The sequence below is a fragment of the Streptomyces sp. NPDC049541 genome (assembly GCF_044465725.1).
Classification (GTDB): Bacteria; Actinomycetota; Actinomycetes; order Streptomycetales; family Streptomycetaceae; genus Streptomyces.
Window position 1 is genome coordinate 22,709 of sequence record NZ_JBITLY010000023.1, and the last position, 19,430, is coordinate 42,138.

Below are 19,430 nucleotides of genomic sequence, written 5' to 3' on the forward strand. Positions count from 1 at the left end.
GTACGTCGCCCGGGAACTTCGCCGACGATCTGCACGCTTGCATACAGTGGCAGGACCGGCAGGAAAACCGCGGTTCGAACCACCGCATCCGCGAGGCGAAGGGACGTACATGCCCATGGGTCACACGGCCACAGACCAGGCAGGCACCGGGGGCCTGACAGCGACCGAGCACCGCCTGGCCAACGGCCTGCGCGTGGTGCTCTCGGAGGATCACCTGACCCCGGTCGCGGCGGTGTGCCTCTGGTACGACGTCGGCTCGCGCCACGAAGTCAAGGGACGTACCGGCCTGGCTCACCTTTTCGAGCACCTGATGTTCCAGGGCTCCGGTCAGGTCAAGGGCAACGGGCACTTCGAGCTGGTGCAGGGCGCCGGCGGCTCGCTGAACGGCACCACCAGCTTCGAGCGCACCAACTACTTCGAGACCATGCCCGCCCACCAGTTGGAGCTCGCCCTCTGGCTGGAGGCCGACCGGATGGGCTCCCTGCTCGCCGCCCTCGACGACGAGTCCATGGAAAACCAGCGGGACGTCGTAAAGAACGAGCGCAGGCAGCGCTACGACAACGTGCCGTACGGCACGGCGTTCGAGAGGCTGACCGCTCTCGTCTACCCGGAGGGCCACCCCTACCACCACACGCCGATCGGCTCGATGGCCGACCTGGACGCGGCGACCCTGGAGGACGCGCGCGCGTTCTTCCGCACCTACTACGCGCCCAACAACGCCGTCCTCTCGGTCGTCGGCGACATCGACCCGGAACAGACGCTCGCCTGGATCGAGAAGTACTTCGGGTCCATCGCCCCGCACGACGGGAAGCCGGAGCCGCGTGACGGCTCGCTACCCGAGATCATCGGTGAGCAGCTGCGCGAGGTCATCGAGGAGGAGGTCCCGGCGCGCGCCCTGATGGCGGCCTACCGGCTGCCGCAGGACGGCACGCGCGAGGCCGACGCCGCCGACCTGGCGCTCACCGTCCTCGGCGGCGGCGAGTCCTCCCGCCTCTACAACCGGCTGGTGCGGCGCGACCGCACGGCCGTCGCGGCCGGATTCGGGCTGCTGCGGCTGGCCGGGGCGCCCTCCCTCGGCTGGCTGGACGTGAAGACCTCCGGTGACGTCGAGGTGCCGGTCATCGAGGCCGCCATCGACGAGGAACTCGCCCGGTTCGCCGCGGAGGGCCCCACGGCCGAGGAAATGGAGCGCGCCCAGGCCCAGTTGGAGCGCGAGTGGCTGGACCGGCTCGGCACGGTCGCGGGCCGCGCCGACGAACTGTGCCGGTACGCCGTCCTCTTCGGCGACCCGCAGCTCGCCCTCACCGCCGTCCAGCGCGTCCTGGAGGTGACGGCCGAGGAGGTCCAAGAGGTCGCCAAGGCCCGTCTGCGCCCCGACAACCGCGCGGTGCTCGTCTACGAGCCGCTCTCGCCCGAGTCCGCGGAGCACACCCAGGACGAGGACTTCCCCGAAGACCCCGAGTCCGAAGCCACGGTGGAAGCCACCGACCAGAACGAGGAGGCGGCCAAGTGACCGAGCTCGCCACGATGCAGTTCCACCCGCAGCCCCGGGCGGGCGAGGCCAGGCCGTGGGCGTTCCCGTCCCCCGAGCGCGGCGCGCTCGACAACGGCCTGACCGTCCTGCGCTGCCACCGCCCCGGCCAGCAGGTCGTCGCCGTCGAGGTGCTCCTGGACGCACCCCTGGAGGCCGAGCCGGCCGGATTCGAAGGCGTCGCCACGATCATGGCGCGGGCCTTCTCGGAGGGCACCGACAAGCACTCCGCGGAGGACTTCGCCGCCGAGCTGGAGCGCTGCGGCGCCACCCTCGACTCGCACGCCGACCACCCGGGCGTACGTCTGAGCCTCGAGGTCCCGGCCTCCCGTCTCGCCAAGGCCCTCGGTCTGCTCGCCGACGCCCTCAGGGCGCCCGCGTTCGCCGACAGCGAGGTCGAGCGGCTGGTACGCAACCGCCTGGACGAGATCCCGCACGAGCTGGCCAACCCCTCGCGCCGTGCCGCGAAGGAGCTCTCCAAGGAGCTGTTCCCGGCGACCTCGCGCATGTCGCGCCCGCGCCAGGGCACCGAGGAGACTGTCGAGAAGATCGACGCGGCGGCCGTACGCGCCTTCTACGACCGCCATGTCCGGCCCGCCACCGCCACCGCCGTCATCGTCGGCGACCTCACCGGCATCGACCTGGACGCGCTGCTCGGCGACACCCTGGGCGCCTGGACCGGCTCCAAGGCCGAACCCCGCCCCGTGCCCCCGGTGACCGCGGACGACACCGGGCGCGTGATCATCGTCGACCGTCCCGGCGCCGTCCAGACGCAGCTGCTCATCGGCCGCGTCGGCGCCGACCGGCACGACCGCGTGTGGCCCGCGCAGGTGCTCGGCACGTACTGCCTCGGCGGCACCCTGACCTCGCGCCTGGACCGCGTCCTGCGCGAGGAGAAGGGCTACACCTACGGTGTGCGCGCGTTCGGCCAGGTCCTCAGGTCCGCCCCGGACGGCTCCGGTGCCGCGATGCTCGCCATCAGCGGCTCCGTCGACACCCCGAACACCGGCCCGGCGCTCGACGACCTCTGGAAGGTGCTCCGGACCCTCGCCGAGGGCGGCCTCACCGACGCCGAGCGCGATGTCGCCGTACAGAACCTCGTCGGTGTGGCGCCGCTGAAGTACGAGACCGCGGCGGCCGTGGCGAGCACTCTGGCCGACCAGGTCGAGCAGCACCTGCCCGACGACTACCAGGCCACGCTGTACCAGCAGCTCGCCGCGACCGGCACCGTGGAGGCCACCGCGGCGGTCGTGAGCGCCTTCCCGGTGGACCGTCTGGTGACGGTTCTCGTCGGCGACGCGGCGCAGATCAAGGAGCCCGTCGAGGCGCTCGGGATCGGTGAAGTCACGGTGGTGTCGGCCGAGTAGCGGCACGCGCGCGTGACGCGGCCCTGGTGACGGATGCGTCACCAGGGCCCTCTTATGTCCGAATTAGCGGAGAATCGAAGGAGAGTTGCCTGTCTGCCCTGTGGGATGCGCTACAAACACCGTGATCCGTTTGGGGATTGAAAGCGGCCCCGCTTAGCGTCTTTCGGGCTGTCCGTCAGGCACCGCGCCGCATCCGCGGCACCGGACAGCCATCGCCGAGTCCCCGTACGGCGCGAGCCAGGGGAGCCGGGGACCCACCGCAGTCCCTGGGGTGAATCGGACGCCCGCGCATACAGCGAGGGGGTCCGTAGGAGACCTTCCTGCTCCGAACCCGTCAGCTAACCCGGTAGGCGAGAGGGAAGGAAAGGATCAGCCACCACATGGCGTTCACGCGCGCCACCGGGAAGCACCGTCGTCCCACGCGGATGCACCGCACCACCACCCGCGCCGCCGGGGTCGCGGCCCTCGCCGCCACCGGCGTCATCGGCACCCTCGCGGCGCCCGCGCTGGCCGCCGACACCGCCGTCGAGCAGACCGGCCTCACCCCCGTCATCACCATCGGCGACACCATCGCCGACAAGATCGACGCCCAGGCCGACGCCCAGAAGCAGGCCGCCGAGGAGGCCGCGCTCAAGAAGGCCGCCCTGGAGGCGGCACGCGAGAAGGCCGCCGCCCAGGCCAAGCAGGAGCGCGAGGCCAAGGAGCGCGCCGCCCGCGAGGCCGAGCGCAAGCGCCTCAACACGTTCGTGGCGCCGATATCGGACTCGTACGTCTCCACCGGCTACCGGGCCAGCAGCTCCCTGTGGTCCTCCGGCAGTCACACCGGCATCGACTTCCACGCCGCGAGCGGCACGACCGTCCACGCGGTCGGCGCCGGCACCGTCGTCCAGACCGGCTGGGGCGGCGCCTACGGCAACCAGATCGTGATCAAGATGAACGACGGCACGTACACCCAGTACGGCCATCTGTCGTCCATCGGCGTCTCGGTGGGCCAGACGGTCACCCCGGGCCAGCCGATAGGCCTCTCCGGCGCGACCGGCAACACCACCGGACCGCATCTGCACTTCGAGGCCCGTACGACCCCCGAGTACGGCTCGGACATCGACCCCGTCGCCTACCTGCGCTCGCACGGCGTGAACGTCTGACGACGGATCGCAGGATCTGCTGAAGCCCCGGCTCCCGAGCCGGGGCTTTCGGTGTTTCTGCCACCCTGCTGTCCAAAAAATATCCATGGATTCCGGCCCGCCGTCGGAAATTCCGGCCCGGTGCAATAGAGTCACCGATACACGTCAATCATCGACGTTTCACGGGGATTAAGTCGGAGGTCGGTCATGCGTATTCCGGCGCACTCGGTGTGCACGGCGATCCGGGACGACATCGTCGCCGGTGTCTACGAGCGTGGCAGCCGGCTCACCGAGGAACTCCTCGCGCGCCGCTACGGCGTCTCACGCGTCCCCGTGCGCGAGGCCCTGCGCACCCTGGAGGCCGAGGGCTTCGTGGTGACGCGGCGGCACGCGGGCGCGTGCGTCGCGGAACCGACCGAGCAGGAGGCCGCCGACCTGCTGGAGATGCGCATGCTGCTGGAACCGCTCGGCGCCTCCCGGGCCGCCCAGCGGCGCACCGACGCCCATCTCAAGGTGCTGCGCGGCCTGGTCAGACTGGGCCAGGAGCGGGCCAGGCGGGGCAACAGCGAGGATCTGCGCTCCCTGGGGGGCTGGTTCCACGAGACGCTCGCCCAGGCCTCCGGCAGCCCCGCGCTGACCTCGATGCTGACCCAGCTGCGCCACAAGATCGCCTGGATGTACGCCGTGGAGGCGCCCGCCAACCCCGTGGAGTCCTGGGCGGAGCACGGCGCGATCGTCGACGCTGTGGCCCGCGGCGACAGCGAGCGCGCGCGGGCGGTCACCACGCTGCACACCGAGCGTTCGAGCGCGGCGCACCGGCTGCGGTTCGGCGGCCCGGAGCGGGCGAACGGTGTGAGGAACTCGCAACATGCCGTAAACATGTCGGGCCTGCGGCATTAACACGGGCGCCGTATACAAAGAGGGAACAATTCGCGGGGCATTATTTCTGCTGCCCGCGACCGGTAATTCAGTCGCCCCTGCGCGGGAAAAGCAAAGGGCTCGCCCGGCAATTCGGACGAGCCCTTCTGTGGTGCCGTGATCAGACGGTCTCGGGAAGCTCCTCGAGCCCCTCGGAGACCAGCTTCGCCAGCCGGTCGAGGGCGACGTCCGCACCCTCTGCCTCGGAGGCGAGCACGATCTCCTCGCCGCCCTGGGCGCCCAGGCCGAGAACGGCCAGCATGGAGGCCGCGTTGACGGGGTTGCCGTCGGCCTTGGCGATCGTCACCGGGATACCTGCGGCCGTGGCGGCCCGGACGAAGATGGAAGCGGGGCGGGCGTGGAGGCCCTCGGCCCAGCCGACGTTGACGCGGCGCTCAGCCATGTGATGCTGCCCTTCAGTGTCTCAGGGTTGTCTAGACCAGTTTCCCACACGTGAAACGTCTCCGGAGCGGTCCTGTGCCCGTCCGGGGTGGGCAGTCGGACCGCGGCCTCGGCCCGACTTCCGTCCTTGTTCTCTTCTCAACGGACTGCCGTGTTCTCCACAGACTGCCTCGCGCCGTTGTCGGACGCGAGCCGTACTCTGGGGCCCATGCAGACCTCGCCGGACCGGCACGAGTACCCCGCCCACTGGGAGGCCGACGTGGTGCTGCGCGACGGCGGCACCGCGCGCATCCGCCCCATCACCGTTGATGACGCCGAGCGCCTGGTCAGCTTCTACGAGCAGGTTTCGGACGAGTCGAAGTACTACCGCTTCTTCGCGCCCTACCCTCGTCTGTCCGCCAAGGACGTCCACCGCTTCACGCACCACGACTTTGTGGACCGGGTGGGACTCGCGGCCACGGTCGGCGGCGAGTTCATCGCCACCGTACGCTATGACCGCATCGGCGCCGACGGCATGCCCGCGTCAGCTCCGGCCGACGAGGCCGAGGTCGCCTTCCTCGTGCAGGACGCCCACCAGGGGCGCGGCGTCGCCTCCGCCCTCCTCGAACACATCGGTGCGGTCGCCCGGGAGCGCGGCATCCGCCGCTTCGCCGCCGAGGTGCTGCCGGCCAACAACAAGATGATCAAGGTGTTCACGGACGCCGGGTACACCCAGCAGCGCAGCTTCGAGGACGGCGTCGTACGCCTGGAGTTCGACCTCGAACCCACCGACCGCTCCCTCGCCGTCCAGCGCGCGCGTGAGCAGCGCGCCGAGGCCCGGTCCGTACGACGGCTGCTGGTGCCCGGCTCGGTCGCCGTCGTCGGCGCCGGCCGCACCCCCGGAGGGGTGGGCCGCAGCATCCTCGACAACATCCGTGACTCGGGCTTCACCGGGGCGCTGTACGCCGTGAACAAGGCGCTCCCCGAAGACGTCAAGGAGCTCGCCGGCGTCCCCGCGCACCGCTCCGTCCGGGACATCGACGGCCCCGTCGACCTCGCGGTCGTCGCCGTGCCGGCCGAACACGTCCCCGAGGCCGTCACCGAGTGCGGAGAGCACGGCGTGCAGGGACTCGTCGTCGTCTCCGCCGGGTACGCCGAGAGCGGGCCCGAGGGGCGCGAGCGCCAGCGCGAACTCGTACGGCACGCGCGCACGTACGGCATGCGGATCATCGGGCCGAACGCCTTCGGGATCATCAACACGTCCTCCGAGGTACGGCTGAACGCCTCACTCGCCCCCGAGATGCCCCGCCCCGGCCGGATCGGCCTGTTCGCCCAGTCCGGCGCCATCGGCATCGCGCTGCTGTCCCGGCTGCAGCGCCGCGGCGGCGGTGTCACCGGAGTCACGGGCGTGTCCACCTTCGTGTCGTCCGGCAACCGCGCGGACGTGTCCGGCAACGACCTGATCCAGTACTGGTACGACGACCCGGACACCGATGTCGTCCTCATGTACCTGGAGTCCATCGGCAACCCGCGCAAGTTCACCCGCCTCGCCCGTCGCACGGCCGCCGCCAAGCCCCTGGTCGTGGTCCAGGGCGCCGGATCCGCCCCCCAGGGACACGCCGTACGGGCCACCCGGTTGCCGCACGCGACGGTGTCCGCGCTGCTCGGGCAGGCCGGCCTGATCCGCGTGGACACGATCACCGAGCTGGTCGACGCGGGCCTGCTGCTCGCGCGGCAGCCTCTGCCGGCCGGCCCACGGGTGGCGATCCTGGGGAACTCCGAGTCCCTCGGGCTGCTCACGTACGACGCCTGCCTCTCCGAGGGGCTCAGGCCCCTCAGGCCGCTGGACCTGACCACCGGGGCCTCGGCGGAGGACTTCCACCAGGCGCTGCTGCGGGCTCTCGGGGACGACTCGTGCGATGCGGTGGTGGTGACCGCGATCCCGGCGATCGGCGAGGGGTCGCCGGGGGATGCCGAGCTGGCGGAGGCGCTGCGATCGGCCGCCGAGTCCGTTCCGGGCAAGCCGGTACTCGTGGTGCACGTGGAGCTCGGCGGCCTCGCGGAGGCCCTGTCGGCCGCGACCAGCACCGCACCGCAGCCGGACACCACGGCGACCGCCACCCGCCGACTGCGCCCCTCACAGCAACTGCCCCCTACGGCACGCGCACAGGAGCCCGCGGCCCCCGCCGGCTGCTCCCGCCTCATCCCCGCCTACCCCGCCGCCGAGCGCGCCGTCCGTGCCCTCGGTGAGGCCGTGAAGTACGCGCAATGGCGCCGCGACAGCGCCGACCCCGGCAAGGTGCCCGAGTACGAGGACATCGACGAGAAGGGCGCCGCCCGGCTCATCGGCCGGATGCTCGCGCGCGGGCAGGGGCTCACGCTCGGCACCGAGGACACCTGCGAACTGCTCGGCCAGTACGGCATCCCCGTGCGCAGGGCGGTTCCCGCCTTCACCCCGGACGACGCCGTCCGGGCCGCCGAGACCCTCGGCTACCCCGTCGCCCTGAAGGCCACCGCCCCGCACCTGCGCCACCGCGCCGACCTCGGCGGCGTACGCCTGGATCTCGCGGACGAGGAGCAACTGCGGCGCGCATACGCCGAGTTGAGCGAGCTGTTCGGGAAGCCGGAGGAGCTCCGGCCGGTGGTGCAGGGGATGGCGCCACGCGGCGTGGACACGGTGGTTCGGGCCGTCATCGACCCGGCGGCCGGGGCCGTCCTGTCCTTCGGGCTCGCCGGAGCCGCCTCCCAGCTGCTCGGCGACATGGCGCACCGGCTGGTCCCGGTCACCGACCGGGAGGCCACCTCCCTGGTCCGGTCGATCCGGACGGCCCCGCTCCTGTTCGGCTGGCGCGGCTCCACCCCGGTCGACACCCCCGCACTGGAAGAGCTGCTGCTGAGGGTGTCCAGACTGGTCGACGACCACCCCGAGGTCGTCGCGGTGACCCTGGAGCCGGTCGTCGTCGCACCCCGAGGTCTGACCGTCCTCGGCGCCTCCGTCCGCCTCGCGCCGCCACCGGCCCGCGACGACCTCGGGCCGCGCACCCTTCCCGTCTACTGAGACGTGCGCCGGGACAGCGCTGACCGGTGCCTCGCAGTCAGTGCACCCCCGTAGGATGGACGTCATGGCCAAGACCAGTACGACGACCCAGGGGCTGCGCGCGGCGATCGAGCGCAGCGGCTACTACCCGGCCCTCGTGGCCGAGGCGGTGGAGGCCGCCGTGGGCGGCGAGCCCATCCGGTCGTACCTGGTCCACCAGGAGACCACGTTCGACGCGAACGAGGTGCGGCGGCACGTCACGGTGCTCGTCCTCACCGGCAACCGCTTCATCGTCAGCCACACCGACGAGCAGGCCGCGGACACCACCTCCCCGACGCCCTACGCCACGACCTCCACGGAGTCCGTGAAGCTCGGCCGGATCTCCTCGGTCGTGGTCAGCCGCGTGGTCGCCAACCCGGAGCAGTACCAGCCGGGCACCCTGCCCCGCGAGGTCGTCCTCACCATCGGCTGGGGCGCCGTCTCGCGCATCGACCTCGAGCCGGCCGCCTGCGGCGACCCCAACTGCGAGGCCGACCACGGATACACGGGCAACTCGACGGCGGACGACCTCAGCCTGCGCGTCAGCGAGGCCGGTGACGGACCGGAGACCGTCCGCCAGGCACTCGCCTTCGCCCAGTCGCTCTCCGAGGCCACCGCGGACACCACCCGCTGATGTCGCAGTCCGCTCCCTGGGACACCCACCCGGAACCGCTCGCCGTCGACTCCGCGCCACAGCCCGAGTACGGCAGCGGCTCCCTCGCCGACCTGCTGCCCACACTGGCCGCCGGCATGGCCGTACCGGACATGACCGCCGCGATCACCGAGCTGACCCCCGCCGACCGGAACTGCGTGTTCCTGATCGACGGGCTCGGCTGGGAGCAGCTGAAGGCACACCCGGACGAGGCGCCCTTCATGACCTCGCTCCTCGGCACCTCGCGCGGCGGCACCGGCCGCCCGCTGACCACCGGCTACCCGGCGACCACCGCGACCTCCCTCGCCTCCGTCGGCACCGGTCTGCCGCCCGGCGCGCACGGCCTGCCCGGCTACACCGTGCGCAACCCCGAGACCGGCGAGCTGATGAACCAGCTGCGCTGGCGGCCGTGGACGTCGCCGCGCGCCTGGCAGCCGTACCCCACGGTCTTCCAGCTGGCCGAACAGGCCGGGGTGCACGCGGCCCAGGTGACGTCGCCGACCTTCGAGAACACCCCGCTGACCCAGGTGGCCCTCAGCGGCGGAACGTTCCACGGCCGGCTGTCCGGCGAGGACCGCATGGACCTCACGGCCGCGCAACTGGCCGCAGGCGACCGCTCCTTGGTCTACACGTACTACGCCGAACTGGACGGCGCCGGCCATCGCTACGGCGTCGCGTCGGACACCTGGCGCGGCCAGCTCATGCACGTCGACCGCCTCGTCCAGCGCCTCGCCGAGCAACTCCCGCCGCGCACCGCGCTGTACGTCACCGCCGACCACGGCATGGTCGACATCCCCTTCGACGAAGAGCACCGCATCGACTTCGACGAGGACTGGGAACTGCGCGCCGGCGTCGCCCTGCTGGGCGGCGAGGGCCGCGCCCGGCACGTGTACGCGGTGCCGGGCGCCGAGAACGACGTACTCACCGTCTGGCGCGAGGTGCTCGGCGAGCAGTTCTGGGTGGCCTCGCGGGACGAGGCGATCGCGGCGGGCTGGTTCGGACCGCACATCGACGAGCGTGTGTACGCCCGCATCGGCGACGTCGTCGCGGCCGCCCGCGACGACGTCCTGATCATCGCCTCCGAGCGGGAGCCCAAGGAGTCGGTGATGGTCGGCAACCACGGCTCGATGACCCCTTCCGAACAACTGGTCCCCCTGCTCGAAGTACGCTCCTGACGCCCACCCCTCCGATCCCCTCCACCGAAAGGTGCTCAACTCCCCATGCCCGAGCTGGTGTTCTTCTCCGGAACCATGGACTGCGGGAAGTCGACGCTGGCTCTGCAGATCGAGCACAACCGTTCGGCACGCGGTCTGGCAGGGATGATCTTCACCCGTGACGACCGCGCGGGCGAGGGCAAGCTCTCCTCCCGCCTCGGCCTCGTCACGGACGCGGTGGAGGTCGAGGACGGACAGGACCTGTACGCCTACCTCGTCGACCACCTCTCGAAGGGCGGCCGCGCGGACTATGTCATCGCGGACGAGGCGCAGTTCCTGGCACCGGAGCAGATAGACCAACTCGCGCGCGTGGTCGACGACCTGGGCCTGGACGTCTACGCCTTCGGCATCACGACCGACTTCCGCACCAAGCTGTTCCCCGGTTCCCAGCGGCTGGTCGAGCTGGCCGACCGCGTCGAGGTCCTCCAGGTGGAGGCCCTGTGCTGGTGCGGTGCCCGCGCCACGCACAACGCCCGCACGGTGGGCGGCGCCATGGTCGTCGAGGGCGCCCAGGTCGTCGTCGGCGACGTCAACCAGCCGGAGGCCGTCGGCTACGAGGTGCTGTGCCGCCGCCACCACCGCCGCCGCATGACGGCGGCGACGTCGGGCTCGGCGGCCCTGTCCCCGGACGTGCTGCCGGTGTCGCAGAGCTAGAAGGACTGCCCGCCCTGCTGCGGGCTCTGGATCAGTGAGAAGCGGGCGCCCTCCGGGTCGGCGACCGTGGCCACGCGCCCGTGGGCGCTGTCCCTCGGGGGCTTGAGGACGTGGCCGCCCAGATCCACGAGGCGGACCACGGCCTCGTCCGTGTCGGCGACTTCGAAGTACGTGATCCAGTGCGGGCCCCGGTCGCGCGGCAGGGCGGTGCCCACGCCGTGGATGCCGGCGACCGGGCGGCCCTCGATGTGCAGGCCCACGTAGTCGAAGTCGGCGGAGACGACGGGCTCCTCCTCGTAGCCGAAGACCGTCTCGTAGAACTTGGCCACGCTCGCCGACTCGAAGGTCAGCAGCTCGTTCCAGGCCGGGGTGCCGGGTACGCCCGTGAGCGCCGTGCCGAGGTGCTCGGCCGCCTGCCAGATGCCGAAGACGGCGCCGACGGGGTCCGAACCGATCGCGAGCCGGCCGGCCTCGCCGGCGTCCAGGGGCCCCACCCCGATGGTGCCGCCGCACAGCCGTACCGTCTCCGCGGTCAGGTCCACGTCGTCCGAGGCGAGGTAGGGCGTCCAGGCGATCGGCAGATGGCGGTCCGGCGGCAGCTGGCCGATGCCGGCCACCTCGTAGCCGTCGAGCAGGGCGCGCGCGTACGGGCCGAGCTGCTGGGGGCCCGGCTGGAACTCCCAGCCGAACAGCGCACCGTAGAAGTCCTGGGTCGCGGCCAGACCGTGCACCATCAGGCTCACCCAGCAGGGCGTGCCGGGCGCGTGCCTACTGTGCGTCTCGCTGTTCGGGCCGGCCGACCCCCGTGCCTGAGTCATCGTCAACTCTCTCCTCGACCCCTCGCGGTCGCCGTGTCGCTTCCGCACTCCGGATCTCCGTGCAGATGCTCGCACCACAGATGCGACCGCGCGCTCCGGGCGCGCCGCATGCCAGGAGGATGCCCGGTGTGCGGTTTTGTGTCCGTTTCTGTGCGATTGCCGACGGGTGTCGATCAGCTGTACAGCATGTGCCCGAACCCGTACGCCTCGTGATCGGGCCTGTCCGGCCGAGCAGAGTAGCCGGACATGGATGGTGCGGCCACCCCGTGCGCAAGGATGGGGGCCATGAACGCCATCATCTCCGCTTCCGAACTCGCGAGCGCTCTCGCGGGGCCGCGCCCGCCCGTGCTGCTCGACGTCCGCTGGCAGCTCAGTGTGGCCCGGGCAGCCGGCGAGCCGCCCTTCGACGGCCGGGCCGAGTACGCGGCCGGCCACATCCCCGGTGCCGTCTACGTCGACCTGGACTCGGAGCTCGCCTCCGCACCCGGCGAACGCGGCCGCCACCCGCTGCCCGATCTCGGGGTCTTCGGCGCCGCGATGCGCCGCGCGGGCGTCTCGGCCGGGACGCCGGTGATCGTGTACGACGGCGGACAGGGCTGGGCGGCGGCCCGTGCCTGGTGGCTGCTGCGCTGGACGGGTCACCCGGACGTGCGGGTCCTCGACGGCGGGTTGCCGTCCTGGGAGGGGCTCCTGGAGACGTCGGCACCCGCGCCGGCGGAGGGCGACTTCGAGCCGGTCGCGGGCGCGGCGGGGCTGCTGGACGCCGACGGCGCCGCTGCGCTGGCGCGGGCCGGGGTGCTGTTCGACGCGCGGGCGGGGGAGCGGTACCGCGGCGAGGTGGAGCCGATCGACCGGGTCGGCGGGCACATTCCCGGGGCGGTGTCGGCGCCCACGAACGAGAACGTGGGAGCGGACGGCCGCTTCCTGCCGGCAGAGGAACTCGCCGAGCGTTTCAAGGCGCTTGGCGCGGCCGACGGTACGCCGGTCGGCGTGTACTGCGGCTCGGGTGTCTCCGGGGCGCACGAGGTGCTGGCGCTGGCGGTCGCGGGGATCGATGCGGCGCTGTACGTGGGCTCGTGGTCGGAGTGGTCATCGGATCCGACTCGCCCTGTTGCTGTGGGCGCTGATCCTCAGTAGCCCTTGGGTGCGGCGCGGGGTGGGGGAGCTTGCCGACCCCGGCGGCCGCCGGCTGCGCCCACCCGTGCCGCCCTGGGCGGCACGCATGCCCGCAGGCCACGCAGGGTTGGATGTCGCCCGAGGCGGTACGACTGCGCGCAGGCCTCGTCGGGAGCCGCCCCAGGCGGCACCCATGGCGGCAGGCTACGTAGAGGGTGCATGAGTGAGGGCCGCGCGCTGTCGGCGCGGCCCCCATGCACGTACGGCCGTCTGCACGGCCGTACGACCGACTACTCCTGCTTCTTGCGGCGCGTCCCGAACACGATCTCGTCCCAGCTGGGGACCGCCGCGCGGCGGCCCGGGCGGACGCCGTCGGCCTCGGCCTGGCGGTCCGTGGCGCCGACGAGGCGGTCGCGGTGGCTGGTGACGGAGCGGGGCATGAGGACGTCCGCGTAGGCGGAACCGGCAGAGGCGGCGGGAGCCGGGGGCTCCTCCTCCTCGGCTTCGGCGGCGGCGGGCTCCTCCGGCGGTGGCGGCGGAGGAGACGCTTCTGCGGGGCGCTCCGGGACCACCAGGTCGCCGCGGAAGCTCGGCACCGCCTCCAGCAGGCTGGTCAGCGAGTCCCGTTCACCCGTGCTCTCCTCCGCGGGTTCGGAGGCCTGCGCCGGCAGGCTCGGCCGGTCGAGGGCACGGTCCAGCGGACGGTCGCGCGGCAGCCGTGCGATGCGCGGCACGAACGGAAAGCTGGGCTCCGGCGCGGCGAGGTCCTCGGACTCGCCGATCAGCGAGCGCGCCTCCTCGTCGACGGCCTGGACGAGCCGCCGGGGCGGGTCGTACGTCCAGCTCGCCGAGTGCGGTTCGCCCGCGACCCGGTAGACCAGCAGGACCTCCCAGGTGCCGTCGTCGCGGCGCCACGAGTCCCACTGCACGGTGTCCTTCTCGGCACCGCGCAGCAGCAGCCGCTCCTGGACGGCCTCGCCGAGCTGCGGTCCGGCGTTCTCACCGGGCCGGCGGACGGGCGTCTTGCGGGCCCGCTCCGCCATGAACGCCCGCTCCGCGAGCACCGGGCCCTCGAAGCGCCGTACGCGGTCGACGGGGATGCCGGCGAGCTGGGCGACTTCTTCCGCGGAGGCACCGGCGCGTATACGCGCCTGGATGTCACGGGGGCGGAGATGGCTCTCCACCTCGATCTCGATCTGGCCGAGGCGGGGCCGGTCGCCGCGGACGGCGGCGCGCAGCCGTTCGTCGATCGGAAGCGTGTACTCCGTTGCGTCGGCAGCCTTCAGCACCAGCCGTGTGCCGTCATTCGAGACGGCCACGACACGCAGTTCGGGCATGGGGACCTCCCGGGTGGTGCCTGCCGACGTCACGTGCGTCGCTGCTTCCGCTAGTCGAGTGTGGCCTGCCCGGGTGCAGCCTGCCACAACCTTGCCGAGTTGCCCGGCGTGTCGGGCCAGGGCCCTGGATCGCCGTTATGGCACGGTTACCTATTCGCAACGCTAAGTGACCAACTCCGTCACCCTGTGCAACTAGCCCCCTCCCGGCGGTCCTTGAAGGTCACGGACGCCCTGGCGGGAGACCGGACCCAGGGCTCGCAACAGTACTCCATTCGGGCCACGTGCGTGGATCGGCGCGCCGCCCAACTTCTGGCAACGGACCGGACCCGGCCACCCGTTGCGGGGTTTTGGGATCTTGAACGTGGCGTACTTCACGGAATCGGCAGAAACGGAACCAATGGCTACGGCCCCAACACCCGCCGCAGGTAGTCGTTCTGGAAGCGCCGGTCCGGATCGAGCCGGTCCCGCAGCGCGGTGAACTCGCCGAAGCGCGGATAGACGCCGGAGAAGTACTCGGCGTCCCGGGTGTGCACCTTGCCCCAGTGCGGCCGGCCCTCGTGCGCGGTGAAGATGCGCTCGGCGGCGGTGAAGTACGCCTGATAGGGCGTCCCCCGGAACATGTGCACGGCGACGTACGCGCTGTCGCGGCCCGATGCCGTGGACAGGGTGATGTCGTCGGCGGGCGCCGTGCGCACCTCGACGGGGAAGCTGATCCGCAGACCGGAGCGGTCCACCGTCGTCTTCAGTTCGCGCAGCGTCTCGCCGAGGGCCTCGCGCGGGACGGCGTACTCCATCTCCACGAAGCGCACCCGGCGCGGTGACGTGAAGACCTTGTACGGAATGTCGGTGTAAGTGCGCGCGGACAGGGCCTTGCTGGATATCCGGGCGATCGTCGGGACGGTCGCGGGCGCCGCCCGGCCGACCCACTGGGCGACCTGGAAGACGCCGTTGGAGAGGAACTCGTCCTCGAACCAGCCCGCGATCCGGCTCACCGGCTTCTCGGGGCCCGCGCTGCGGTTGTTGCGCTTGGTGTTGGTGGATCCGGTGTGCGGGAACCAGTAGAACTCGAAGTGCTCGTTCTCGGCCCACAGTTGGTCGAACTCGGCGAGCACCCTGTCGAACGGCATCGGTTCCTCGCGCGCGGTGAGCAGGAAGATCGGCTCCACGGCGAAGGTGATCGCGGTGACGATGCCGAGGGCGCCGAGGCCGATCCGGGCGGCCGCGAAGACGTCCGCATTCTCCTTCTCGGAGCAGGTGAGCACCGAACCGTCGGCCGTGACCAGCTCAAGTCCCTTGATCTGGGCGGCTATCGAGGCCGACTCGCGGCCGGTGCCGTGGGTGCCGGTGCTGGTGGCGCCGGAGACCGTCTGCTCCATGATGTCGCCCATGTTGGTCAGCGACAGACCCTCGCGGGCCAGCGCCATGTTGAGCCTCTTGAGCGGGGTGCCGGCCTCCACCGTGACCGTCATGGCGTCGCGATCAATCTTGCGGATGCCGGTCAACAGTTGAGGGCGGATCAACACACCGTCGGTGGCGGCGATGGACGTGAAGGAGTGTCCGGTGCCGACGGCCTTCACCGTCAGCCCGTCCTCGGCGGCCTGCCGAACGGCCGCCGACAGTTCCTCCACGGAAGCCGGCTCGACCTCCCGGGCGGGCCGGGCCGTGACGTTGCCGCCCCAGTTACGCCACGTGCCGTTCTTCCCGCTCGCTGTGCTGCTCAACGGTGCCTCCCCGACGCGGAGCCGGCCTGCTGAGCCGGCGGTACCCCAGGAAACCGACCGTGACCGCGACGGCCCCGGACACCGCCGGAACCCCGTACCCGGCACGTGCGCCCGCCGCGTCGATGACCCAGCCGGCGACCGAGGAGCCGAGCGCGACGCCGACCGCGAGGCCGGTGCTCACCCAGGTCATGCCCTCGGTCAACTGTGCGCGTGGTACGTGCTCTTCGATGAGGGACATCGTCGTGATCATCGTGGGAGCGATGGACAGACCCGCAACGAACAGCGCCACGGCCAGAAACGGCAAGTTTCCGACCAGTAGGAGGGGGATCATACTCACGGCCGTCGCGCATATGCCCAGCAGCCAGCGGCGTGCGGGCGCCCCCTTGAAGTGCAGCAGCCCGAACACGACCCCCGCCACGCAGGAACCCGCCGCATACAGCGCGAGCACAAGGCTCGCGGCGGCCTTGTGTCCCCGCTCGTCGGCGAAGGCCACGGTGACCACGTCGACGGAACCGAAGATCGTCCCGGTCGCCACGAAGGTGGCCACCAGTACTTGCAGGCCACGCGCGCGTAGTGCCGTACCGCCGCCGTGCTTCTCCCGGGGATGCGGTTCGGGCTCAGTGGCACGCTGCGAGGTCAGCCAGAAGACGCCGGTCGCCAGGAAGCAGGCGGCGAGCAGCGGCCCCGCCTCCGGGAACCAGGCCGTGGACAGACCGATGGAGATGATCGGCCCGAAGATGAAGCACACCTCGTCCACCACCGACTCGAAGGAGTACGCGGTGTGCAGTTGCGGGGTGCCCCGGTACAGGGCGGCCCAGCGGGCGCGGACCATCGCGCCGAGGCTCGGCACCGAGCCGATGCCGGCGGCGCACACGAACAGCACCCAGTCCGGCCACCGCAAGTGCGCGGCGAGCAGCAGCCCGGCCGCCGAGGTGAGCGCGACGAGCGTCGCGGGCCGCAGCACCCTGCGCTGCCCGTACTGGTCCACCAGCCGCGAGATCTGCGGCCCGATCGCCGCGGCCGCGAGCGCGATGGTCGCCGACAGGCCGCCGGCGAGCCCGTAGCGCCCGGTGAGCTGGGAGATCATCGTGACCACACCGATGCCCATCATCGACAGCGGCATCCGGCCGAGAAGGCCCGCGGCGGAGAAGCCCTTGGTGCCGGGGGCGGCGAACAGGGCGCGGTAGGGGCTGGGCACGGGGTCTCCGATGGCTACGGCTCAAAAGGTGCTGGCGACGGTGCTGACGACGGAAAGGTGCTGTCTGGAGCTCAGTAAGGTGCGAATACAGCTGATACAGCTTACGAGCGGGGTCACCCTAATGCACCCGGTAATTCGGCGGGTGAACTCGTCCGGAATGCGGCCCGCCCCCGCTCGTCACCCCGCCGTTTCCCGGCTGTCAGTGCCGGGTGGCAGGATCGACCCATGTCAGACGCGCTCGATGCCACCCCCTACGACGCCCTGCTCCTGCTCTCGTTCGGCGGCCCGGAGGGCCCGGACGACGTGGTCCCGTTCCTGGAGAACGTGACGCGCGGGCGAGGCATCCCCAAGGAACGCCTGAAGGAAGTCGGGCAGCACTACTTCCTGTTCGGCGGGGTCAGCCCCATCAACGACCAGAACCGCGCCCTGCTGGACGCCCTCCGCAAGGACTTCGCGGACCACGGCCTGGACCTTCCGATCCACTGGGGCAACCGCAACTGGGCGCCCTATCTGACGGACACCCTGCGCGAGATGGTCTCCGCCGGCCACCGCCGCATCCTGGTCCTCACCACCAGCGCCTACGCCTCGTACTCGGGCTGCCGCCAGTACCGCGAGAACCTCGCCGACTCGCTCGCCGAGCTGGCGGCCGAGGGCCTGGAGCTGCCGAAGATCGACAAGCTCCGGCACTACTTCAACCACGAGGGCTTCCTGGAGCCCATGATCGAGGGCGTCCTGCAGTCCCTGGCCGACCTGCCCGAGGACGTCCGGGACGGCGCGCACCTCGCGTTCTCGACGCACTCGATCCCCACCGCGTCCGCGGACACCTCCGGCCCGGTCGAGGACCACGGCGACGGCGGCGCGTACGTCGAGCAGCACCTGGAGGTCGCCCAGCTGATCGCCGACGCGGTCCGCGAGCGCACCGGCATCGACCACCCCTGGCAGCTCGTCTACCAGTCGCGTTCCGGCGCCCCGCACATCCCGTGGCTCGAGCCCGACATCTGCGACCACCTGGAGGAGCGGCACGCGGCCGGCGTCCCGGCGGTCGTCATCGCCCCTGTCGGCTTCGTCTCCGACCACATGGAGGTCCTCTACGACCTCGACACGGAGGCCAAGGCGAAGGCCGAGGAGCTGGGGCTGCCGATGCGCCGCTCGGCCACCGTCGGCGCCGACCCCCGCTTCGCCGCCGCGATCCGCGACCTCGTCCTGGAGCGGGCGTCCGTGGAGCGCGGCGAGGAGGTCACGCCCTGCGCCCTGGGCACGCTGGGTGCGAGCCACAACGTCTGCCCGGTCGGCTGCTGCCCGGCCCGTGCCCCGCGCCCGGCCGCCGCGGGCGTCGACAGCCCCTACGCGTGAGGAGCCCCGTGACCGACCCCCTGCACCAGGAACTGCTCGCACTGGCCCAGGAGGCCGCCCGCCGCGCCGGGGCGCTGCTGCGGGACGGCCGCCCGGCCGACCTCGCGGTCGCCGCGACCAAGTCGAGCCCGATCGACGTGGTCACCGAGATGGACATCGCGGCGGAGAAGCTGATCACGGACCTGATCTCCGAGCACCGCCCGCACGACGGCTTCCTCGGCGAGGAGGGCGCCTCCACCGAGGGCACCAGCGGGATCCGCTGGGTGATCGACCCGCTCGACGGCACGGTCAACTACCTCTACGGACTGCCCACTTGGGCCGTCTCCATCGCGGCCGAGCAGGACGGCGAGACCGTCGTCGGGGTCGTCGCCGTCCCGATGCGCGGCGAGACGTTCCACGCGGTCCGCGGCGGCGGAGCCCGCGCCACGGGCGCCTGGGAGGGGGAGCGCGAGCTGGCCTGCCGCCCCGCGCCGCCCCTCGACCAGGCCCTGGTCTCCACGGGCTTCAACTACGTCACCGCGGTCCGCACCCACCAGGCGGAGGTCGCGCAGAAGCTGATCCCGCTGCTGCGCGACATCCGGCGCGGCGGCTCGGCCGCCGTCGACCTGTGTGACCTCGCGGCGGGCCGCCTCGACGGCTACTACGAGCGCGGCCTGCACCCGTGGGACCTCGCGGCCGGCGACCTCATCGCCCGGGAGGCGGGCGCCCTGACCGGTGGACGCCCAGGAGAGCGCCCCGCACACGCCCTGACGATCGCCGGCACCCCGGGCGTCTTCGAGCCCCTCCAGCGCCTCCTGGAGGACTTCGGCGCCTGGCACGACTGACGGCACGGGCCCCTGGCGCCCACCGCACCGCCGGACACCGGCCGGGAGGGAGCCGTAGGGGGCGCGGCGGGGGGGGGGGGGGGGGGGGGGCGGCGGGGGGGGGGGGGGGGGCGCGGGGGGGGGGGGGGGCCGCGGGGGGGGGGGCG

Annotated in this window: 16 protein-coding genes and 1 riboswitch; of the genes, 11 read left to right on the forward strand and 5 right to left on the reverse strand. The window is 72.0% G+C overall.

Annotation, left to right across the window (positions count from 1 at the left end):
- The first annotated feature begins 109 nt into the window (after positions 1-109).
- The 4 genes from ACIBW9_RS42145 (at position 110) to ACIBW9_RS42160 (ending at position 4,922) form a co-directional block, all read left to right on the forward strand.
- Complete coding sequence (locus tag ACIBW9_RS42145) at positions 110-1,513, forward strand: M16 family metallopeptidase (protein WP_398964063.1); 1,404 nt, start codon at positions 110-112, stop codon at positions 1,511-1,513.
- On the forward strand, positions 1,510-2,898 hold the full coding sequence (locus ACIBW9_RS42150) for a M16 family metallopeptidase (protein ID WP_398964066.1): 1,389 nt from the start codon (positions 1,510-1,512) through the stop codon (positions 2,896-2,898). The genes ACIBW9_RS42145 and ACIBW9_RS42150 overlap by 4 nt, the downstream gene beginning before the upstream one ends.
- A 203-nt stretch (positions 2,899-3,101) precedes the next feature.
- Positions 3,102-3,266: riboswitch (cyclic di-AMP (ydaO/yuaA leader) on the forward strand.
- Positions 3,267-3,278: 12 nt separating this feature from the next.
- Positions 3,279-4,043: a M23 family metallopeptidase gene (locus ACIBW9_RS42155; protein ID WP_398964069.1), complete on the forward strand. Its 765-nt coding sequence runs from the start codon at positions 3,279-3,281 to the stop codon at positions 4,041-4,043.
- 186 nt (positions 4,044-4,229) lie between these two features.
- Positions 4,230-4,922 (forward strand): GntR family transcriptional regulator, encoded by a 693-nt coding sequence (locus ACIBW9_RS42160; protein WP_398964072.1) that lies wholly within the window; start codon positions 4,230-4,232, stop codon positions 4,920-4,922.
- Between the two features lie 139 nt (positions 4,923-5,061).
- Here the strand turns inward: ACIBW9_RS42160 and ACIBW9_RS42165 are convergent, their stop codons facing one another.
- A complete protein-coding gene (locus ACIBW9_RS42165; protein ID WP_030605519.1) occupies positions 5,062-5,343 on the reverse strand; it encodes an HPr family phosphocarrier protein in 282 nt (93 codons plus the stop codon).
- A gap of 207 nt (positions 5,344-5,550) precedes the next feature.
- On the opposite strand from ACIBW9_RS42165, the gene ACIBW9_RS42170 reads away from it, so the two are divergent.
- From ACIBW9_RS42170 to ACIBW9_RS42185, 4 genes are read left to right on the forward strand one after another with little or no spacing between them, the layout of a single operon-like run.
- On the forward strand, positions 5,551-8,379 hold the full coding sequence (locus ACIBW9_RS42170) for a GNAT family N-acetyltransferase (RefSeq protein ID WP_398964075.1): 2,829 nt from the start codon (positions 5,551-5,553) through the stop codon (positions 8,377-8,379).
- 55 nt (positions 8,380-8,434) lie between these two features.
- Positions 8,435-9,031, forward strand: a complete 597-nt coding sequence (locus tag ACIBW9_RS42175) for a DUF5998 family protein (protein WP_344401760.1) — start codon at positions 8,435-8,437, stop codon at positions 9,029-9,031.
- Positions 9,031-10,224 carry an alkaline phosphatase family protein gene (locus ACIBW9_RS42180; protein WP_398964079.1) on the forward strand — a complete coding sequence of 398 codons (1,194 nt, stop codon included), beginning with the start codon at positions 9,031-9,033 and terminating at the stop codon, positions 10,222-10,224. The genes ACIBW9_RS42175 and ACIBW9_RS42180 overlap by 1 nt, the downstream gene beginning before the upstream one ends.
- A 45-nt stretch (positions 10,225-10,269) precedes the next feature.
- Complete coding sequence (locus tag ACIBW9_RS42185) at positions 10,270-10,917, forward strand: thymidine kinase (RefSeq protein ID WP_398964081.1); 648 nt, start codon at positions 10,270-10,272, stop codon at positions 10,915-10,917.
- Here the strand turns inward: ACIBW9_RS42185 and ACIBW9_RS42190 are convergent.
- Positions 10,914-11,735 (reverse strand): VOC family protein, encoded by an 822-nt coding sequence (locus tag ACIBW9_RS42190; protein WP_398964084.1) that lies wholly within the window; start codon positions 11,733-11,735, stop codon positions 10,914-10,916. The two genes, ACIBW9_RS42185 and ACIBW9_RS42190, sit on opposite strands and share 4 nt — an antisense overlap.
- A gap of 276 nt (positions 11,736-12,011) precedes the next feature.
- Between ACIBW9_RS42190 and ACIBW9_RS42195 the strand changes: the two genes are divergently transcribed.
- Positions 12,012-12,872 carry a sulfurtransferase gene (locus ACIBW9_RS42195; protein ID WP_398964087.1) on the forward strand — a complete coding sequence of 287 codons (861 nt, stop codon included), beginning with the start codon at positions 12,012-12,014 and terminating at the stop codon, positions 12,870-12,872.
- 269 nt (positions 12,873-13,141) lie between these two features.
- Here ACIBW9_RS42195 and sepH read toward each other — a convergent pair whose 3' ends face one another.
- The 3 genes from sepH to ACIBW9_RS42210 all read right to left on the reverse strand — a co-directional run bounded on the left by sepH (position 13,142) and on the right by ACIBW9_RS42210 (position 17,107).
- A complete protein-coding gene (gene sepH / locus ACIBW9_RS42200; RefSeq protein ID WP_398964090.1) occupies positions 13,142-14,188 on the reverse strand; it encodes a septation protein SepH in 1,047 nt (348 codons plus the stop codon).
- A 401-nt stretch (positions 14,189-14,589) separates the two neighbouring features.
- Complete coding sequence (locus ACIBW9_RS42205) at positions 14,590-15,909, reverse strand: D-arabinono-1,4-lactone oxidase (protein WP_398964094.1); 1,320 nt, start codon at positions 15,907-15,909, stop codon at positions 14,590-14,592.
- The gene (locus ACIBW9_RS42210) at positions 15,869-17,107 is read right to left on the reverse strand and encodes an MFS transporter (protein ID WP_398964096.1); all 1,239 of its coding nucleotides are present in this window, start codon (positions 17,105-17,107) and stop codon (positions 15,869-15,871) included. Before ACIBW9_RS42210 ends, ACIBW9_RS42205 begins: the two co-directional genes overlap by 41 nt.
- A gap of 225 nt (positions 17,108-17,332) precedes the next feature.
- Between ACIBW9_RS42210 and ACIBW9_RS42215 the strand changes: the two genes are divergently transcribed.
- Both ACIBW9_RS42215 and ACIBW9_RS42220 read left to right on the forward strand, forming a co-directional pair.
- Positions 17,333-18,460 (forward strand): ferrochelatase, encoded by a 1,128-nt coding sequence (locus ACIBW9_RS42215; protein ID WP_398964099.1) that lies wholly within the window; start codon positions 17,333-17,335, stop codon positions 18,458-18,460.
- 8 nt (positions 18,461-18,468) lie between these two features.
- Positions 18,469-19,284 (forward strand): inositol monophosphatase family protein, encoded by an 816-nt coding sequence (locus ACIBW9_RS42220; RefSeq protein WP_398964102.1) that lies wholly within the window; start codon positions 18,469-18,471, stop codon positions 19,282-19,284.
- Positions 19,285-19,430 lie beyond the last annotated feature (146 nt).